At 38.8% G+C, this 14,661-nt stretch carries 15 protein-coding genes and 1 pseudogene; 2 read left to right on the top strand and 14 right to left on the bottom strand.

All coding sequences use genetic code 11. The features are described from left to right. Positions 1–26: 26 nt before the first annotated feature. The 12 genes and pseudogenes from traN to M0M44_RS11490 all read right to left on the bottom strand — a co-directional run bounded on the left by traN (position 27) and on the right by M0M44_RS11490 (position 10,841). Positions 27–857, bottom strand: coding sequence for a conjugative transposon protein TraN (gene traN / locus M0M44_RS11550; protein WP_248729894.1), 831 nt, complete (start codon positions 855–857; stop codon positions 27–29). Between the two features lie 16 nt (positions 858–873). Beyond that, positions 874–2,163 (bottom strand): conjugative transposon protein TraM, encoded by a 1,290-nt coding sequence (traM, locus tag M0M44_RS11545; protein ID WP_248729893.1) that lies wholly within the window; start codon positions 2,161–2,163, stop codon positions 874–876. Positions 2,164–2,617: 454 nt separating this feature from the next. Then, on the bottom strand, positions 2,618–3,241 hold the full coding sequence (traK, locus tag M0M44_RS11540; RefSeq protein ID WP_248729892.1) for a conjugative transposon protein TraK: 624 nt from the start codon (positions 3,239–3,241) through the stop codon (positions 2,618–2,620). A 12-nt stretch (positions 3,242–3,253) separates the two neighbouring features. Next, a pseudogene (gene traJ / locus M0M44_RS11535) lies at positions 3,254–4,447 on the bottom strand (conjugative transposon protein TraJ). Positions 4,448–4,457: 10 nt separating this feature from the next. After that, the gene (locus tag M0M44_RS11525; protein ID WP_248729889.1) at positions 4,458–5,093 is read right to left on the bottom strand and encodes a TerB family tellurite resistance protein; all 636 of its coding nucleotides are present in this window, start codon (positions 5,091–5,093) and stop codon (positions 4,458–4,460) included. A gap of 2 nt (positions 5,094–5,095) precedes the next feature. Next, on the bottom strand, positions 5,096–5,722 hold the full coding sequence (locus M0M44_RS11520) for a hypothetical protein (protein WP_248729888.1): 627 nt from the start codon (positions 5,720–5,722) through the stop codon (positions 5,096–5,098). A 15-nt stretch (positions 5,723–5,737) separates the two neighbouring features. Then, positions 5,738–6,427, bottom strand: a complete 690-nt coding sequence (locus M0M44_RS11515) for a conjugal transfer protein TraI (RefSeq protein ID WP_248729887.1) — start codon at positions 6,425–6,427, stop codon at positions 5,738–5,740. 12 nt (positions 6,428–6,439) lie between these two features. Beyond that, on the bottom strand, positions 6,440–8,908 hold the full coding sequence (locus tag M0M44_RS11510) for a TraG family conjugative transposon ATPase (protein ID WP_248729886.1): 2,469 nt from the start codon (positions 8,906–8,908) through the stop codon (positions 6,440–6,442). Beyond that, on the bottom strand, positions 8,889–9,539 hold the full coding sequence (locus tag M0M44_RS11505) for a DNA cytosine methyltransferase (protein WP_248729885.1): 651 nt from the start codon (positions 9,537–9,539) through the stop codon (positions 8,889–8,891). Before M0M44_RS11505 ends, M0M44_RS11510 begins: the two co-directional genes overlap by 20 nt. A gap of 31 nt (positions 9,540–9,570) precedes the next feature. Beyond that, positions 9,571–9,879, bottom strand: a complete 309-nt coding sequence (locus M0M44_RS11500) for a DUF4133 domain-containing protein (protein WP_248729884.1) — start codon at positions 9,877–9,879, stop codon at positions 9,571–9,573. 12 nt (positions 9,880–9,891) lie between these two features. Beyond that, complete coding sequence (locus M0M44_RS11495; protein ID WP_248730001.1) at positions 9,892–10,230, bottom strand: DUF4134 domain-containing protein; 339 nt, start codon at positions 10,228–10,230, stop codon at positions 9,892–9,894. A gap of 125 nt (positions 10,231–10,355) precedes the next feature. Further along, complete coding sequence (locus tag M0M44_RS11490; protein WP_248729883.1) at positions 10,356–10,841, bottom strand: hypothetical protein; 486 nt, start codon at positions 10,839–10,841, stop codon at positions 10,356–10,358. Positions 10,842–11,071: 230 nt separating this feature from the next. Here M0M44_RS11490 and M0M44_RS11485 point away from each other — a divergent pair, with 230 nt between their 5' ends. Next, positions 11,072–11,566, top strand: a complete 495-nt coding sequence (locus tag M0M44_RS11485; protein WP_248729882.1) for a hypothetical protein — start codon at positions 11,072–11,074, stop codon at positions 11,564–11,566. Between the two features lie 251 nt (positions 11,567–11,817). Further along, a complete protein-coding gene (locus tag M0M44_RS11480; RefSeq protein WP_248729881.1) occupies positions 11,818–12,513 on the top strand; it encodes a hypothetical protein in 696 nt (231 codons plus the stop codon). Between the two features lie 168 nt (positions 12,514–12,681). Here the strand turns inward: M0M44_RS11480 and M0M44_RS11475 are convergent, their stop codons facing one another. Both M0M44_RS11475 and M0M44_RS11470 read right to left on the bottom strand, forming a co-directional pair. Next, the gene (locus tag M0M44_RS11475) at positions 12,682–13,875 is read right to left on the bottom strand and encodes a hypothetical protein (RefSeq protein ID WP_248729880.1); all 1,194 of its coding nucleotides are present in this window, start codon (positions 13,873–13,875) and stop codon (positions 12,682–12,684) included. Then, complete coding sequence (locus M0M44_RS11470) at positions 13,872–14,657, bottom strand: helix-turn-helix domain-containing protein (RefSeq protein ID WP_248729879.1); 786 nt, start codon at positions 14,655–14,657, stop codon at positions 13,872–13,874. The genes M0M44_RS11475 and M0M44_RS11470 overlap by 4 nt, the downstream gene beginning before the upstream one ends. Positions 14,658–14,661: the final 4 nt, after the last annotated feature.

The following is a 14,661-nucleotide window of genomic DNA, read 5'->3' as shown; positions in this document are numbered from 1 at the left end:
TCTTTTACATTTAAAATTAGTACTAATTATAAGTTACCCAGTATTTCAAGATTTACCAGGTTCCTATTTTTTATATCCAGCTCCAGATGCCTGCCTCCATTTTTCTCAAAGACCTGCATGGTAAACTTTTTCTTTTCCGGTATTGTAAATTTAGGCAGGGCAAATACAGTTATAACTTCAGATTTATCATAAATCCGGCTGAAATCACCAGTACTGAAAAACGGTATAACCTCTATTTCCTGTGATGCGGTACGCTTTGATTTTCTCTGGTCACGAATAAAAAAACGAAGCTGGTCAACATCATAATTAATTTTAGAATAATTTCCCAGAGAGACCCTGAAATACATTATATCCTGATGAATAAAAATGCCGTCAACTCTTATCTCAATTTCTGATCTTCTTGAATTAAGTCCGCTTACCTTATTTTTCTTAGATAATGCGAGCATCGCATAATCCTTTATTTCCTTCTGGTTTTCATTCTCCAGTGAGAACAAAAGCTGTCTGTCATCCGCATTTCGCAGTCCGGCATCAATATGTAAAGTCGGACACAAATCATCAAAATTTAATATGAAGCTGTAAAGCTTTCCGTCTGATGTGACTACAGTAAGGTTGGTCTGCAGAAAATTCTGTTTTCCTGCTTTCAGCAGCAGTATATTTTCAACTCCTTTAGCTTTCTGCACCAGCACATCACGGCTGCCGATATCTAGACTTTTGACAGCATACGGAAATAAGATGCTGGTAGTTTTTGAATAGCTGAGCTGTATATTATTATATTCAGCTTTTGAATTATATTGTGCATATCCCGAAATAACTGTCAAGAAAATGCATATAATAATTGATATTTTTAAGTTTCTCATATTGATTAGTTTAAAATTATTTCTCATTCTTATCCTTCTCATCATAAAGCAGCACTTTATAGCCAGCTTTTACTGCCACTTTAATAAGTTTGACTTTTTTACTTAAAAGCGTTTTTGCTGCTTCCACTCCCATTCCGGCAGCCTGTGCTCCCCATGAATCACTTACTCCCGTAAGTCCGATACTCTGCATCGATCTATCTGCTGAGGCTTTTGCAACATCCCTGTTAATTGTACCTGGAATATAGATGCCTTTTATACCGTCTATATCAAAAACTGAAAGCTCTACAGGAAAAATGGCGTTTAGGTATTTTATGGTGTTTATCTTTATTTCCAGTCTTTCTCCTTTCAGAGATGCAGTTCCAAATACGAAACTGTTTCTTGGAATGAGTACGCCGTTGATAAAAACATCATTTAAAAGCCTTATTTTAACAATTGAACCGTTTACGATGGTCTGCGTTTGATGAATCACTGCCTCAACCGCATTCTGAATTTCTTCATTGCCCATTTCTTCATCCAGGGAATAAAAAGAATTCGTTCCTTGTTTTACTGCTGAATTTGATGTATTCTGAAGAGAACTTGCGACCTGAGCATCATCTTTCCTTCTCACTGAAAATATTTTTCCTTTGTGAATCTTTGAATTCTGCCTCAACTTTTCCTGAACCCTTTCCGGGTGCTGTATATCCAAGATATTTTCCAGCATCCCTCCCAGCTGCGCCAGTTCTGGATCAGGTTCAGTCGGTGCACTCATTGCCGCCATCAGCTGTTCCAAGTTTCTCATTTCTGCTGATTCACCGTAAGGTGTTTTTTGATATTGAAACTCTCTCATGTCCTGATCGTATCCATTTACTTTAGCAGGCTCTGCAATTGCCTTTTGGAGAGCATGAAGTTTCTGGTACATCTTCTGCTCATTTTCCAGCTTTAAAAAACCTGTATTTAGCCCGCCTTTCCGGCTTCTTATTGAAGCTGCATCCGAATCCAAAAAGCCGTCAGATTCAAGATTAGTTTCATCTGCCTTACTTATCGAATAATTAGGATCCTTTTTCTTCTGTTCCTCCAATTTTATGGAATCAGCTGATGCCTGATCATAGTAGCTCATTTTATCTAATGCAGAGTCTTCCTTTAGCTTTGGGTTTGGAAGCAGCATGTTAAAACCTGATTTCTTTTCTGCTGAAAACACGGTTTCTTTTCCTTTACCGCCTCCAAAAACCCAGAAAAGCATTGTTATAAATGGCAGTATAAGCAATGGAAGAACCAGCATCATTTTACGGTCCTTTCTGTCTTTTGCCGAAAGTGTTTTATTTTCCATAATTTCAATTATTATAGTTACCTGTATTGAATTCCGCAGACTTTTAGAGCATTTTAAAAGCCCGCGCCGTTGGAATTATATTTTTTTTCTAAATCGATTGTACCAGAAACATTTATTACGCTGTCTATGCATCTGCCGATATCGGATTGCTTTTCACTTTTTTTAAGAGATATATTCAAGAAATGCAGCGTTTCATTTTTTTCAGAATAAAAAGGTTTTACAGCTGATATTCCCTCAATACTGATTGATTCAGGACTGTCCAGCAAAACACCGCTGATTATTTTATAAAAACAAAGAACTGTTCCGGTCATCATGAAAACTGCAAGAGATTACCCAAGCTGTGATTTGGAAAGGTTTTTAGTTATCCTATCCATTTTAACCACCCACCAGAATCTGATCATAAGGTAAATCCGTGAATGCTTATTGATGCTTCTAGGTTTTCTAAATAAGCTTCTCATGGCTTTCTGCTTGAAGTGCCAAGATCTTTGTTCTCAAGAGTATTAAAGCGTTCTATTAGAAAACCGTGGGGATTATTATCGCTCCTTGAAACATTCCGCAGCGTTCCCTGTGTAATCAGGTTTCTATTCATTATGCTTGTGGTTCTTATGATATTCTGCCGGGCAAAGCATTTAAAGCGGTAGGGATATTCATTAATATCAATCGTAACGCTGTCTATAAAAACTGTCTGGCTTATATTTCCTGATATAATTCCCGCATAATACCCGTTTTCTTTTAAATCATCGTAGATGCGCTTAACTGAATTATCGGCCAGATAAAGTGCCTTTGTTACATTGGCTTTAATTACTTTATCATCTGGATCAAGGCTGAAGAAATACTGGTGAAACGTCCTAACATGATCCCTGGCTTCAACCGGCACATTATCTTTGCGGTCTGAAGAGTAAGCTTCCAGCACTTTTCCGTTGGCAAGGATATAAACCTTATCCTGCATGGATGCGACAGAGCTGAAACTTTTATAAAGTGCATAACACGTAATGACCGCACTGCCTGCTATTACCAGCATTGTAAAACTCCTGACGTGGCGGAAAGCTGTATCTATATTTTTCATCTTGCTAAACATAACCGCGTGCTTTTAATTTTTTGAATTTCCTTTGAGCCTTTCGCTCATGTAACTTCCTTTATCTTCAAAATAGGGCGAAGACATTGAAGAAGAAGTCATGCTCTGGCTCATTTTTCCTGCCGCATTTCCCATCGTATCCATTACCATTCCTGCTCCCGTTGCAGCACCTCCGATTACAGATGAAGTCGAACCGCCAAATAAACTGGTTACTTTCTGTCCCAGTGCGCTTCCTCCCGATGCATGCACTATATAGTTGGCAACAGAGGGCACAGTAAAATATCCGACAATGCCTATAATCATAAAAATCAAGTATCCGATATCGGTCCTGCTGAAAAACGTATCGCCTGATGTATTGATCTGAGAGATATCCAGCCGCAGCATCTGCTCCTGAATTTTTCCTATAATCCCTCCAAAAATATTGGCAACAGGAAGCCACAGATAGATATTGATATACCTGGCAAGCCAGACCGTAAGAGTATGCTGGAATCCGTCAAATACTGCGATCCCAAATACCAGAGGCCCTAAAACGGAAAGCACCACCAGCTGAAAAGTCCGCAGGGTATCGATACACAATGAAGAGGCCTCGAAGAGAATTCGCAGCACCTCGCTTACCCATTCCTTGACCGAATTCCTGAAACTGTAAGAAGCTTTCTCCATAGCAAACTTTACATCATTTCCTATTCCTTCCATCATTCCCTCATCAGAAGGATCCGTACCTTCATGGGTATATTTATACCATCTTTCACGATCGCCTGTTCCAAGAACGCCGACGTACATTTTCCATGGAGCACTTTCTTTAACTGCTTTTTCTTTTTCTCGGAGAAGCACTTCAATTGCTTTGTTTTATCCCGCAACCATAGAAGCGGTAGCAGTGACGGTTGGTTTCATGACTCCGTTTATGAGTGTCAGCACAGAAGGAAAAATCATAATGCAGAAACCGATCACAAACGGTCTGAAAAGCGGGTAAAAATCAATTGCCTCAGCATTGGCAATATGGCGCCAGACCCTTGAGGCAATATAGAAGACGGCTGCAAATCCCGCTATGCCCTGCCCCACTCCCATAAGATTGCTGCAGAGCGGCATCATCTCATCATACAGCTGTTCCAGAACAGCATGCAGGCTGCCGATATCATCTCCAAGTCCCTGAGCAGAAACTGCTGCGGGAAACAGGAAAAACAGAAAAGTTTTTTTTAAGATCTTTATCATGATATGCTGCTTAATCTTTAAAATGATAGCTGCTGCGGACTGCTTTAGCATCATTAGATTCCTTAGAACGCTGTAGAGCCAATATTGATGATGATCCGTTAAAATCGCGCAGAAACAGAATCTTCTGCTGCATGTCGTCATATATCCTGTCAATCGCTTCAAGTCTTTCATCATCAGTCATTCTGAGTTTGTCCGCTGCGATTACAGATGTCAATTCATCTATATTCCTAAGACTTTCCCTGCTTAGATTCGAATACACTTTTTCAAAATATTGTATTTCCTTCGGACTGAATTGTTCATTTTTAAGAATCCTGTCAATTCCTTTACGGCTTTCCCTGATCAGCGTAAACTGATATTCCACTATATCTCCCACCCTTTTGTAATTTTTCACAACGGGGCTTACCTGCATCAAAGCATCAAGAAAAGTCTTATGCAGTGAAAAATTTCCTTCAGACATATCCTTTACGGCTTTATATCCGCCGTTCAGCATATCATAGCCTTTCTTCATATCACTCAATATCTTTTTAAACTGCGAGAGTTTTTCGATATTTAAAATCAGCTGCTGGATTTCAGCAGACTGCGCTCCAGCCGAATAAGGAGTACAAAGCAGAAAAGACATTGTAAAAATTAGAAATATTTTTCTCATCATCAATTTATTTTAAGGTCATGCAATTGCCCTGCCTGCCTGATATCAGTTCGCTCTTTAGCTTTCGATATTGCCAAAACTTTGATTTCTCCGCTGAATTTCTCGCAGAAAGCGTAGTCTTCACTTGCTGCCTCATAAAGTTTATCAATACGCTCGATTCTTTCGTTGTCCTTCATTTCAAGTTTGGTGCTTGTCGCAACAAGAAGCAGCGTGTCAATACTTTCATCACAGCTTTCAAGCAGTCGTTTGAATGTCCTCCGGATATAATCCAGTTCACTGCCCTGAAAAAGATCATCCTTCTGGAGGTTCTCAAAAGTCCTTTTATATGTCTTTAAAATCTGGAACTGAAGCGAGATTATTTCGGCAGCTCTCTTATAATTCTTAACCTTTGGATTAACTGCCAGCAATGATGTAAAATAATCACTGTGCAGGTTCAATTCGCCTTTCTTAGCATCTGAAATAAAATTCAGTCCGTTTTTAACTGCCTTATATCCTTTTGCAGCATAATCCGCATAAGTGCCCAGCGCTGCAATCTGAAGAAGGAGCATTCTCTTCTGTTTAGCCTGCTGCGCCTGAAGGCCGCTGGTAAGCATTGCTGTTATTATGCATAGTAATATTGTCTTTTTCATCTTTTTCAATACCGTTTACGGAATTCCGTAAAATTGTTTCACTTTTTTTGCATCGGCATCTGTTTTTGCCCTCTGAAGACTCAGCAGCACATTCTGCTGGTTGAAAAGCCTGAGATCGTTGTAATTGGTATCAATCTGATCCGCCGCTTTATTTATGATTTTCAGTCTTTTCAGATCACTCATCTGAGTGCTAAATGAATTTATGATTAGAAATATCTGGTCGATGTTTTTAATGCTCTCTTCCAGTATTCCGTCATAGACCTTTTCCATATATTCCAGTTCGGAGACTTTGAAACTCTGATCCTTTTTAAAAAGGTTCCATGCTCTTTCGTATTCTTCAATCAGACGGGTCTGCTTCGAAGAAATTTCCTTAATTCTCTGGTAGTAGATAATAATAGACTTAACTTTCTGCAGCTCTTCATAATAGTCTTTATAAATATCCCGCTGTTTTTTTGTCCAATCTGAAATCTCATCCAGCTTCAGTTTGGAAAGTGTGTTTTCAATCTGCTTCTGTGCGTTCTGAAGCCCGATGGTTTTGTTCTGCAGCCTTTGGATTCCAAGATCGATAGCTTTGATTACTTTCTTTGTTACCGCTTTCACTATCTCCAGAATCGGGAGGGCTGCTGTCTTTTCTGCTGGTCTTGCAGGCGTGCTGATTAACATAAAACACATGAGACATGCAGTTATTCTAATTTTCGTTTTCATTTGACTTAATTTTTAATTCCCATTTCTAATTTCCTGCGCCATTGCGGCAATCCCTTTTTTGATGTCCCCGCCAAACTGCTTTGCAAAAGCATTCATTCTGACTTTCTCACTTTCTTCGGTGGTATAGGCAAGGTATTCCTCCAAAGACACTTCAGTTCTGTAGACCTTTGAAAGCATCCCTCCAAGAGATATGAAAACTTCCTTGTACTTCTTATCGGGATCGTTGGCTTTGTTTACAGAAAGCACCAAAGCTTTCTCCTTTTCGGTCAGCCCGAGCAGCTCCTGAATCTGGTCGAACTTGTTCTGGTATTTGCTCTGGTCCAGCAGGATTTTACAGTCGCTGTTGTTGATAATGGCCTGCTTGACAACTGGTGAGGAAATAATATCCTCCACCTCCTGGGTCACCACTATTGCCTCGCCAAAGAACTTGCGAACAGTCTTAAAAAGATACCGCAGATATTCCGCCATGCCCTCCCTTGCAATGGCTTTCCATGCCTCTTCAATTAAAATCATTTTACGTATGCCCTTAAGTTTTCTCATCTTGCTTATAAATACCTCCATAATAATAATGGTCACCACTGGAAACAAAATGGGATGGTCTTTAATATTATCCAGCTCAAATACAATAAAGCGCTCTTTGAGAAGATCTAGATTCTCTGTGGCATTCAGAAGGTAATCAAACTCACCTCCGCTGTAATAAGGACGGAGCACATAGAGAAAATTATTGACATCAAAGTCCTTCTCTTTGACTTTATCTCCCTGAAGGATTGATACAAACTGCTCCTTCAGAAACTCATAGAAGGTATTGAAACAGGGAAAGATGTTTTTATCCTTTTCAAGATTTTCATAATAGAGCTGCAGTGCATTGGACAGCGCCACATACTCGCTTCTGTTGAACGTTTCATCATCTTTCTTCCACAAGGCCAGCAGAAGCGTTTTAATGCTTTCTTTTTTTTCGGTATCCAGACTGTTGCCCTCACTGATGTAAAAAGGATTGAAACGGATAGGGTTCTTCTCATCATAAGTGAAATAGTACCCGTTGACCATATCACAGAGCCCTTTATAGCTGTGCCCAACATCCACCAGCACAATATGCGTTCCCTGCTCGTAATAGCTTCTCACCATATGATTAGTGAAAAAGGACTTGCCGCTTCCCGAGGGACCGAGTATAAACTTATTCCGGTTGGTGCAGATGCCTTTCTTTACCGGCTCATCACTGATATCAACATGGACAGGCTTGCCCGTCAGGCGGTCACCCAGACGGATGCCGCAGGGACTCAGCGAGGAGCGGTAGTCTGTTTCCATATTCAGAAAACAGACAGCCTGCTCGGTAAAAGTGTCAAAAGCATCATTCATTGGAAAATCGGCAGCATTTCCGGGAATGCCGGCCCAGTAGATCTGCGGCGCTCCCACAGTTTCCTGTTTGGCGGCTGCATCCATCTGCGCCAGGGCTGATGAAATCTTGTTTTTAATGTCTTTCAGTTCTTCTTTTTCTGAGGTCCATGCCAGGACATTAAAATGTGCTTTAACCGGAAGCCGCTGCTGTGCTATGGCTTCATTGAGAAAATCATTTGCAGCATCCCTTGCAATCAGATTCTCACGGCTGTAAGCAGATAATGACTGGAGTCTTAATCTTTTGCTTTCCAGCTTTTGGATGGTTTTCTGCGCATCTTCAATAAAAATATACTGGCTGTATATATGGTTGCATGAAAGCAGCTGTCCCAACGTGGATGCAAAACCGACACTGAACTTTGTCTTATCGGTTGAATACCGGTCAAAATTGATTCTTGACCCGCATAGCGAGGGCAGATCCGCAGCATCTCCAAGGGTAAAAAGCTGGCTGTGCTTATCTCCTATCTGCATACCTTCTGAAAACTTAAGATCGCTGTAAACAAATGAATTTTCATTTTCAGATAAAAAATAATATTTTTCAATGAGCCCTATTTTTCTGCTCTGGCTCTTGAGTTCATTATTTCTTAGTCTTCTCATACGGATAAATCCGCTGTCCTCCATAATCCTTTTAAACTGGCCTGTACTGTCAATGAAATCCTGAAGAAACTGGGATTGAGTCACTTCCTGAGGTGCAATGCTATTCCTTATGAGATTAGAAAAAAGCGAACTGGAATTTTTTCGCCCTTCCGGCTTTTTTGTAATCATAATAAAGCAGGAATGGTCCAAAAATGGCCTTTCATTAAAGAAACGCTCGCTGCTTCTTGTGAGAAAACTGCTGTCTTCATTGTCAAAATCCGCTTTGTAGCTGCTTTCTAAAAACCAGTCCTGCTTGTGAAAAACAGTAAACTTGGGAAGTATTTTCACAGCTTTAATCCATGACTGGTGAAAGGCTTCATATTCCTGGTCCGACAGCGTAAAAATCTCCGGCAGATCAGCTTTAAACACAACCGTTATATCACCTTGTTTTGACAAAATGCAGTCATGCTGCACATCCATAATCGGTAAAACATCATCCAACTCCTTTTCCATTTTTCCTTGCTTTACTAAGTTTTGCTTTTATCTGCCAGAGGCTTCTGGCTGCATTCAAAATATGCTCTCCTAAATTCGGATCCACACAGTTTCGCAGCACCTGCCTTTTGTTTGAAATACTGCACTCCTTTAAACTGAAACCTAAAGCCTGTTCAAGATCAGGTATCTGTGCATGCCTGATTTTTATTGATGTCTGCAGATCAGGCTGGGAAATATCAAAATTTGACCAGAATAAATGGCGCTTGAGAACAGCATCGGGATCAATAAGCGGTCTGTAATAAGGCTTTACATTTTCAACTGTCCATAAACATTCAGCGTTATGCCTTAAAAATAAGACTTCCTGATACAGTCTCATATCGGGAAATACTGCTGGAGTTCCCCGGAATCTCACGCATATATTCTGCCTGAAAGACGAATGGGACTGGCACGGAGGTGAAGACCAGATAAAATCAAATTCTTTATAATGATCCAGAAGGTACTGATGCGCATCTCCAACAACCACTATGTCCTGTGGAAAGTTCTCTGAATAGATGGCAGCAAGCTGAGGATCAAGTTCAACAGCAGTGACAGACACATCAGTCCAATTTTTTCTGTTGCCTCCTATTCCTGCATAAAGATTTAAGATTTTCATAAACTAACACCCGTTTAACGTTCTAAGACTATCACTTTAAAAAAACTGACCTGCTGCGCACTTTTACACATTTCGGAATTTGTCTGGAAGCTAAAGCTTTCATCATGCCATGCTCTCCATACTTCCTGCTCATCTGATAAATCTTAATTACCATTACCGTTCCTGCTGCACCAATTAAAACAACGCATACCAGTGAAGGAATTCCGATAATAAAAAGCACTGCAAAAACAATCATCAGTCCGACAACACCTCCTCCCAGATACCATATGTACTGGGCTTTAAGGCCTTTAAATTCAATTGACTGATTGATTCCTTTGTTGATCTGATAGACACTGCTCATGGTTGAGACTGGCTATACACCAAAGAAAGATTTGATTACCGTAGCCACGACGACAAGAAACACGCAGCTTCCAAACCATGCGGCGGCAACCTTGCCCGTATCAGGGTCTCCGGCATTCCACTTCTGGTAAACTTTAACAGCACCTATAAGTCCTAGTATTGCTCCCACGGCATACATGAGTTCTGTGCCCGCATCAAAATAACTCCTTACCTTTTGGTTCGCCTCATTTATTCCTGCCACACCATCCTGGGCATATGTATTTCCATTAATAATTAAAAGCAGAAAAATTAAGCTTACTAAGTTCTTGTTCCTTTTAAAAAAACACTTTAATTTTATTCCATCATTCACCATCATACCTCATTTTAAAGATTAATATTAATTCAAAAGCAGAGGAACAGCGCCGTCTCATCATCTATTCTCCTTGTCACATCTGCCATACCGCACTAGAGCGGACGGGGAAAGTTCCTCTGCTGTTTTTAATTATTTTCTTCCCATAATTCATCTGCTTCACTTGCAGTAAGAAGCAGTTGGGGATATTTTTCCGAATCAAGAGCAAGCAGAATGTTTACATTGCTGCGTAAAGAAGAAATCTTTACATAGGGATAATCGGAAAGAATTAATCGGATATAATTTTTGAACTCAACATTTGAGCGCTTTAATTCTGCACTTTCTGAAACTGCTGCTGTCAAGCGGGCTGACAGTTCTTTAACCTCATCAAGAGTGGCAAATGATTCTTCAAATGCTTCATTAAGATTTGTCTGGTTAGTCTGTTCTTGATCGAAAGTTTGGAATGGGTCATTGATTGGCTTCTTTCGCAAGAGGTAAAAATTAATTTTCTTTTTCCCTTGCAGAATTTCCTTTATTTCAAAAGAATAATAGCGCAATCCAACAAACAGATACCATAAAATTAATAGAGTAATAACAGCTACAATGTAACGGTTCCATGTAATAGAATTTAACATAGCATTTTCATTTATCATTCAACATCATCTCATACTATGAATAAACCAAGAAGAACAATTATGGTTTATTTTACATTGCAAAGTAATTGCATAGCGCAAGACTAAAAAAGCACAACTTAAAAGTTGTGCCCCAAGTTGTGCCTCAAAAACTAACCCATAGAAAAAACACGTGTTTATACCTATGTCTTTTAACTTGTCTTTTCCTATTTTTAAACATCAAAACACTCATTATGAAAAACATACCTATAAAACATCTTTTCACTTTTCTTTTCGTTTTGTCTGTTGCTTATTCATTTGCCCAGACTGTCAAACCTGCACCAAAGAAGATTATCTTAAGGGATACTTTAAAAGATCCTCTTAACAAAACCGCATTTCATAAAAATATTATGCAGGATTTGAATTTTATGGTATTAGGTGACAATAATACAAAACAAGGTTTCGCATACGAATATGATGAGAAAAAAACAGAATTGTCTTTGAGTGGGGCAAGATTGAGAAACAGATATATTATTGCTACAGTTGACAGATCCTTTTCTGTGGATGATGGTGTATTTATTTTTGCCAATAGAGATGGCAGTAAAAAAGGAAGCATAAATCTGAATCTTTTCGCTTCTGCACCATTTGGCAATGGGAAATTTTACCCCGCAGCAAAGGATGACAAAGTTAGGGAAAAAGCTCACAGAGCACGATATCTAAATTATATAGCGCAAAAGGGAATAGCTTAAAAAAAGCGACAGATACTTTAAATGCCCTTGGTAAGATATTTACGGACTTAGAACTACCTAAGTCTACAATAGACAAAAAGAAATACCGAATTTTCAGTCGCAAATTTGAGCGCCAGAACGATAATAAAAAAGCAAAAAAATTTGAGGAAGACTCTACGCAAGTAGTTAAGGATACCGTCAATCTTTTTAAAGTTCTTAATAAATATTACAAGACTAAAAATCCTAAACTAAAATTTGCTGGCTATAATGACATGATAACGAAAATTACAAGAGACAGTCTGACTAGTTTGATTATAAAAGGAAAAAAGATGCATCAAAACGGAAAGACAAAGGATACCACAATACATGTACCCACAGGACTTAACTTAGAAAAACTATTTAAAGATTACGATCAGGCTTTTAGCAAGGTGCAGAATATCGAAGATACAATTAACGATAAGCAGATCAAAATATTTAAAGATATATGGACTGTCGAATACAATACTTATTTTGGGCTATCAACTTACTATGAAAGGGAAAGTATTAATATTTACAATAGTGACAGCACTATACAAACATTCAGTGATCGATTTACAGATACAAGAGGAGACCTATACGACTTAAAATTAAGTTTTAATCATGTGGCTACAACAGATTATGGTGCCTTTTTGATGTTCAGGGCATTAGCTGATTTCGGAAGAGCTTCCAATTTTAGAGATTTTGATAAAAGAGACTTTGTTTACAACAATAATCCTGAAGTAATAGGTTCTGGGACAATGGTAGAGGAAAAGAAAAAAACTGGCTACTATACAGAAGACGGATCTCCATATGCTTACGGATTCCTTCAGAAATACAGCACTGAGCTTTATGCCTCTTTAAAAGTTATTGGGCATATGCAAAATTTGGATACAGTAAAAATGAAGCGCAAGCCAAGAAAGAAACCCTGCCATTTGAAACTGGTATTATGATAAATGTAAATTCGGAAAAAAAAATGTGGTTAGTATACTTCTTTTTGTCGCAAGAGAAGATTTAAAAATTCATCCCGATCTTGACACAAACGTCGGATTTAAAATAGGTCTACCAATCAACATCAGAAAATCAGATAAAGAAAAGGAAGAAAGTAAAAGTTGACAAATTTAATAACTGTCAATCTTGCTGATTAGTTTTTCTAATATTTTCTTGGCTATTTCTTTGTCCCTATCCTCCGCATGGTAAGCTTTGCTTCTAACTGCGTCATAAGAAAGCTGGTCTTTCAATGGAGTAGAAACGTATGGAATGATCTGTTTGAATACTTGGCTCATTGAACGGGATACCATCAGCTGGGCCTCATCACAGGCACGGAGTATCAATGCGAGCTGGTCTGCTGAAAGGTTGACCTTTATCTTTTCCTGCACAGCCAACGGTTGTCTGTTTCCTTTCTTTATCTCACGCACATTCTCTGGCAGGTGCATTGTTTTTTCAAGGTAAATAATTTCCTGATGAAACCAGTTGTCCAATATTGATTTCAAATTTTCGTGCTCTGGATAAAGTACAAAACTCTGATGCGACTGCATCTGGCTGAACTCTTTGTAATGGAAATGAAGGCTGTCTATTCGCTCCGCTTTTGTTTCTAATGCGTTTATTTTCTCTGCAATACTTTTGGTAAAATAATAGATATATTCACGGCTGTTGTAGTTCATGTACACAAGCAACTCATGCAGGCTATTGTACAATGTGGTGCGTTTTTCTTCACTTCCATGCTGTTCGAGTTTCTGAATCAGCTCTTTACGATACAGGAGCTCCCGCAAAGTTATACTTTCTGTTTTTTTTGAATGTACAAAACGATAAAGGTTATCCAGAACTATTGATGTAAAGGAAGGATCTGCAACATCAGCAATTAGTTTTTTTTGTAGACGGTTTAATTTCAATTTCATCTCGTTTCTCGACACACTCAGGTATGTGGGAGGTACTCTTTCCTCAAGCGTCAGATAATTAAGATAGCGCGTTTCAATAAAAAACAGCAGCTCATCAAGACATGAGATCAGGGTTCCGGCAATATTGCCATGCTCTTCCATACTAAAGGCCGGCTCTTTAAGATAATTATCCAGAGTATCAAGAAGTATAACTAATGCCGAGTGGTATTTTTGCACCAGCAGTCTTATCTGGTTTTCTTTATGCAGTGCAAAGACCTGATTTTTTAATTCTGACTGAATATGCACCACTTCAATTACTGCCTTCTCCGACAGATTCTGAATATCCTCTTTGCCAAGATCTCTCAAATACATTTTGGAAGGATTTAGCGTAATTGAAATCAGGGAATCCAGCCATTCTAGGGGATAGTTCTGGATCATTTTTTTTGGTTTAGGTTTGTACGGTACACGCTGGGCGAAAGTCCTGTATGCTTTCTAAAGAATGTTGTAAAGGACGCATGGCTTTGGAATTGCAGCTCTTCTGCTATCATATAAACTGAATTTTTTGTATGAAGAAGCAGTTTGGCTTTTTCAACAAGATTATGATCAATAAAAGACTTAGGGGTGTCTCCAGATATTTTATGTACTGCCCAGGTAAGATATCTTCTGCTGACGCAAAGTTTGTCTGCATAAAACTTGACCTGACGGTTTTGAATTTGGTCGTAGTTTAGCATTTTATAGAATTCCCGGACAAGTAATATGTCCCGGTTGTCAAATGCTTCTTCCCTGTCCAGCATTTCAAGCAGATACTGCAGCAGAATCTTGAGATACAGTTGCGTCATTGGACTTTTCTGTAACTTAACTTCCGCCTGATATAGCTTTTTAAGAAGCTTTTCAATCATTTTCTTATCTTCATATTGGCATTCAATCAGTAACTCTTTAATTAGATAGTGTTGCAATAAATTCTGTATAAATGATCCTGGTGTTTTATTGATCGACAGCATATATACAAGATCTTTATCATAAAAACTTTTGAAGCTCAGCAGATTTTCCAAAGAGGGCGTATGGCTGCTGTTTAGAAGTATAATATGAGTAGAATTAGTTAAGATTACTGGAAAAAGCAATACTATAAAGTTGGGTTCCAGATTTGGAACAAGGCCGAGAATTAATTCAAATTTTTCTCTTACTAAAGTATATTTAATATAATCCTCAGCCCTTTCCATTTCT

This window comes from Flavobacterium humidisoli (assembly GCF_023272795.1).
Classification (GTDB): Bacteria; Bacteroidota; Bacteroidia; order Flavobacteriales; family Flavobacteriaceae; genus Flavobacterium; species Flavobacterium humidisoli.
This window is presented reverse-complemented; position numbering and strand designations above follow the sequence as displayed.

What these genes read in the sequence shown, in the direction of transcription:
- traN (WP_248729894.1), bottom strand. Translation starts at nt 857, where the DNA reads ATGAGAAACTTAAAAATATCAATTATTATATGCATTTTCTTGACAGTT.
- traM (WP_248729893.1), bottom strand. Translation starts at nt 2,163, where the DNA reads ATGGAAAATAAAACACTTTCGGCAAAAGACAGAAAGGACCGTAAAATG.
- traK (WP_248729892.1), bottom strand. Translation starts at nt 3,241, where the DNA reads ATGTTTAGCAAGATGAAAAATATAGATACAGCTTTCCGCCACGTCAGG.
- M0M44_RS11525 (WP_248729889.1), bottom strand. Translation starts at nt 5,093, where the DNA reads ATGAGAAAAATATTTCTAATTTTTACAATGTCTTTTCTGCTTTGTACT.
- M0M44_RS11520 (WP_248729888.1), bottom strand. Translation starts at nt 5,722, where the DNA reads ATGAAAAAGACAATATTACTATGCATAATAACAGCAATGCTTACCAGC.
- M0M44_RS11515 (WP_248729887.1), bottom strand. Translation starts at nt 6,427, where the DNA reads ATGAAAACGAAAATTAGAATAACTGCATGTCTCATGTGTTTTATGTTA.
- M0M44_RS11510 (WP_248729886.1), bottom strand. Translation starts at nt 8,908, where the DNA reads ATGGAAAAGGAGTTGGATGATGTTTTACCGATTATGGATGTGCAGCAT.
- M0M44_RS11505 (WP_248729885.1), bottom strand. Translation starts at nt 9,539, where the DNA reads ATGAAAATCTTAAATCTTTATGCAGGAATAGGAGGCAACAGAAAAAAT.
- M0M44_RS11500 (WP_248729884.1), bottom strand. Translation starts at nt 9,879, where the DNA reads ATGAGCAGTGTCTATCAGATCAACAAAGGAATCAATCAGTCAATTGAA.
- M0M44_RS11495 (WP_248730001.1), bottom strand. Translation starts at nt 10,230, where the DNA reads ATGGTGAATGATGGAATAAAATTAAAGTGTTTTTTTAAAAGGAACAAG.
- M0M44_RS11490 (WP_248729883.1), bottom strand. Translation starts at nt 10,841, where the DNA reads ATGTTAAATTCTATTACATGGAACCGTTACATTGTAGCTGTTATTACT.
- M0M44_RS11485 (WP_248729882.1), top strand. Translation starts at nt 11,072, where the DNA reads ATGAAAAACATACCTATAAAACATCTTTTCACTTTTCTTTTCGTTTTG.
- M0M44_RS11480 (WP_248729881.1), top strand. Translation starts at nt 11,818, where the DNA reads ATGATAACGAAAATTACAAGAGACAGTCTGACTAGTTTGATTATAAAA.
- M0M44_RS11475 (WP_248729880.1), bottom strand. Translation starts at nt 13,875, where the DNA reads ATGATCCAGAACTATCCCCTAGAATGGCTGGATTCCCTGATTTCAATT.
- M0M44_RS11470 (WP_248729879.1), bottom strand. Translation starts at nt 14,657, where the DNA reads ATGGAAAGGGCTGAGGATTATATTAAATATACTTTAGTAAGAGAAAAA.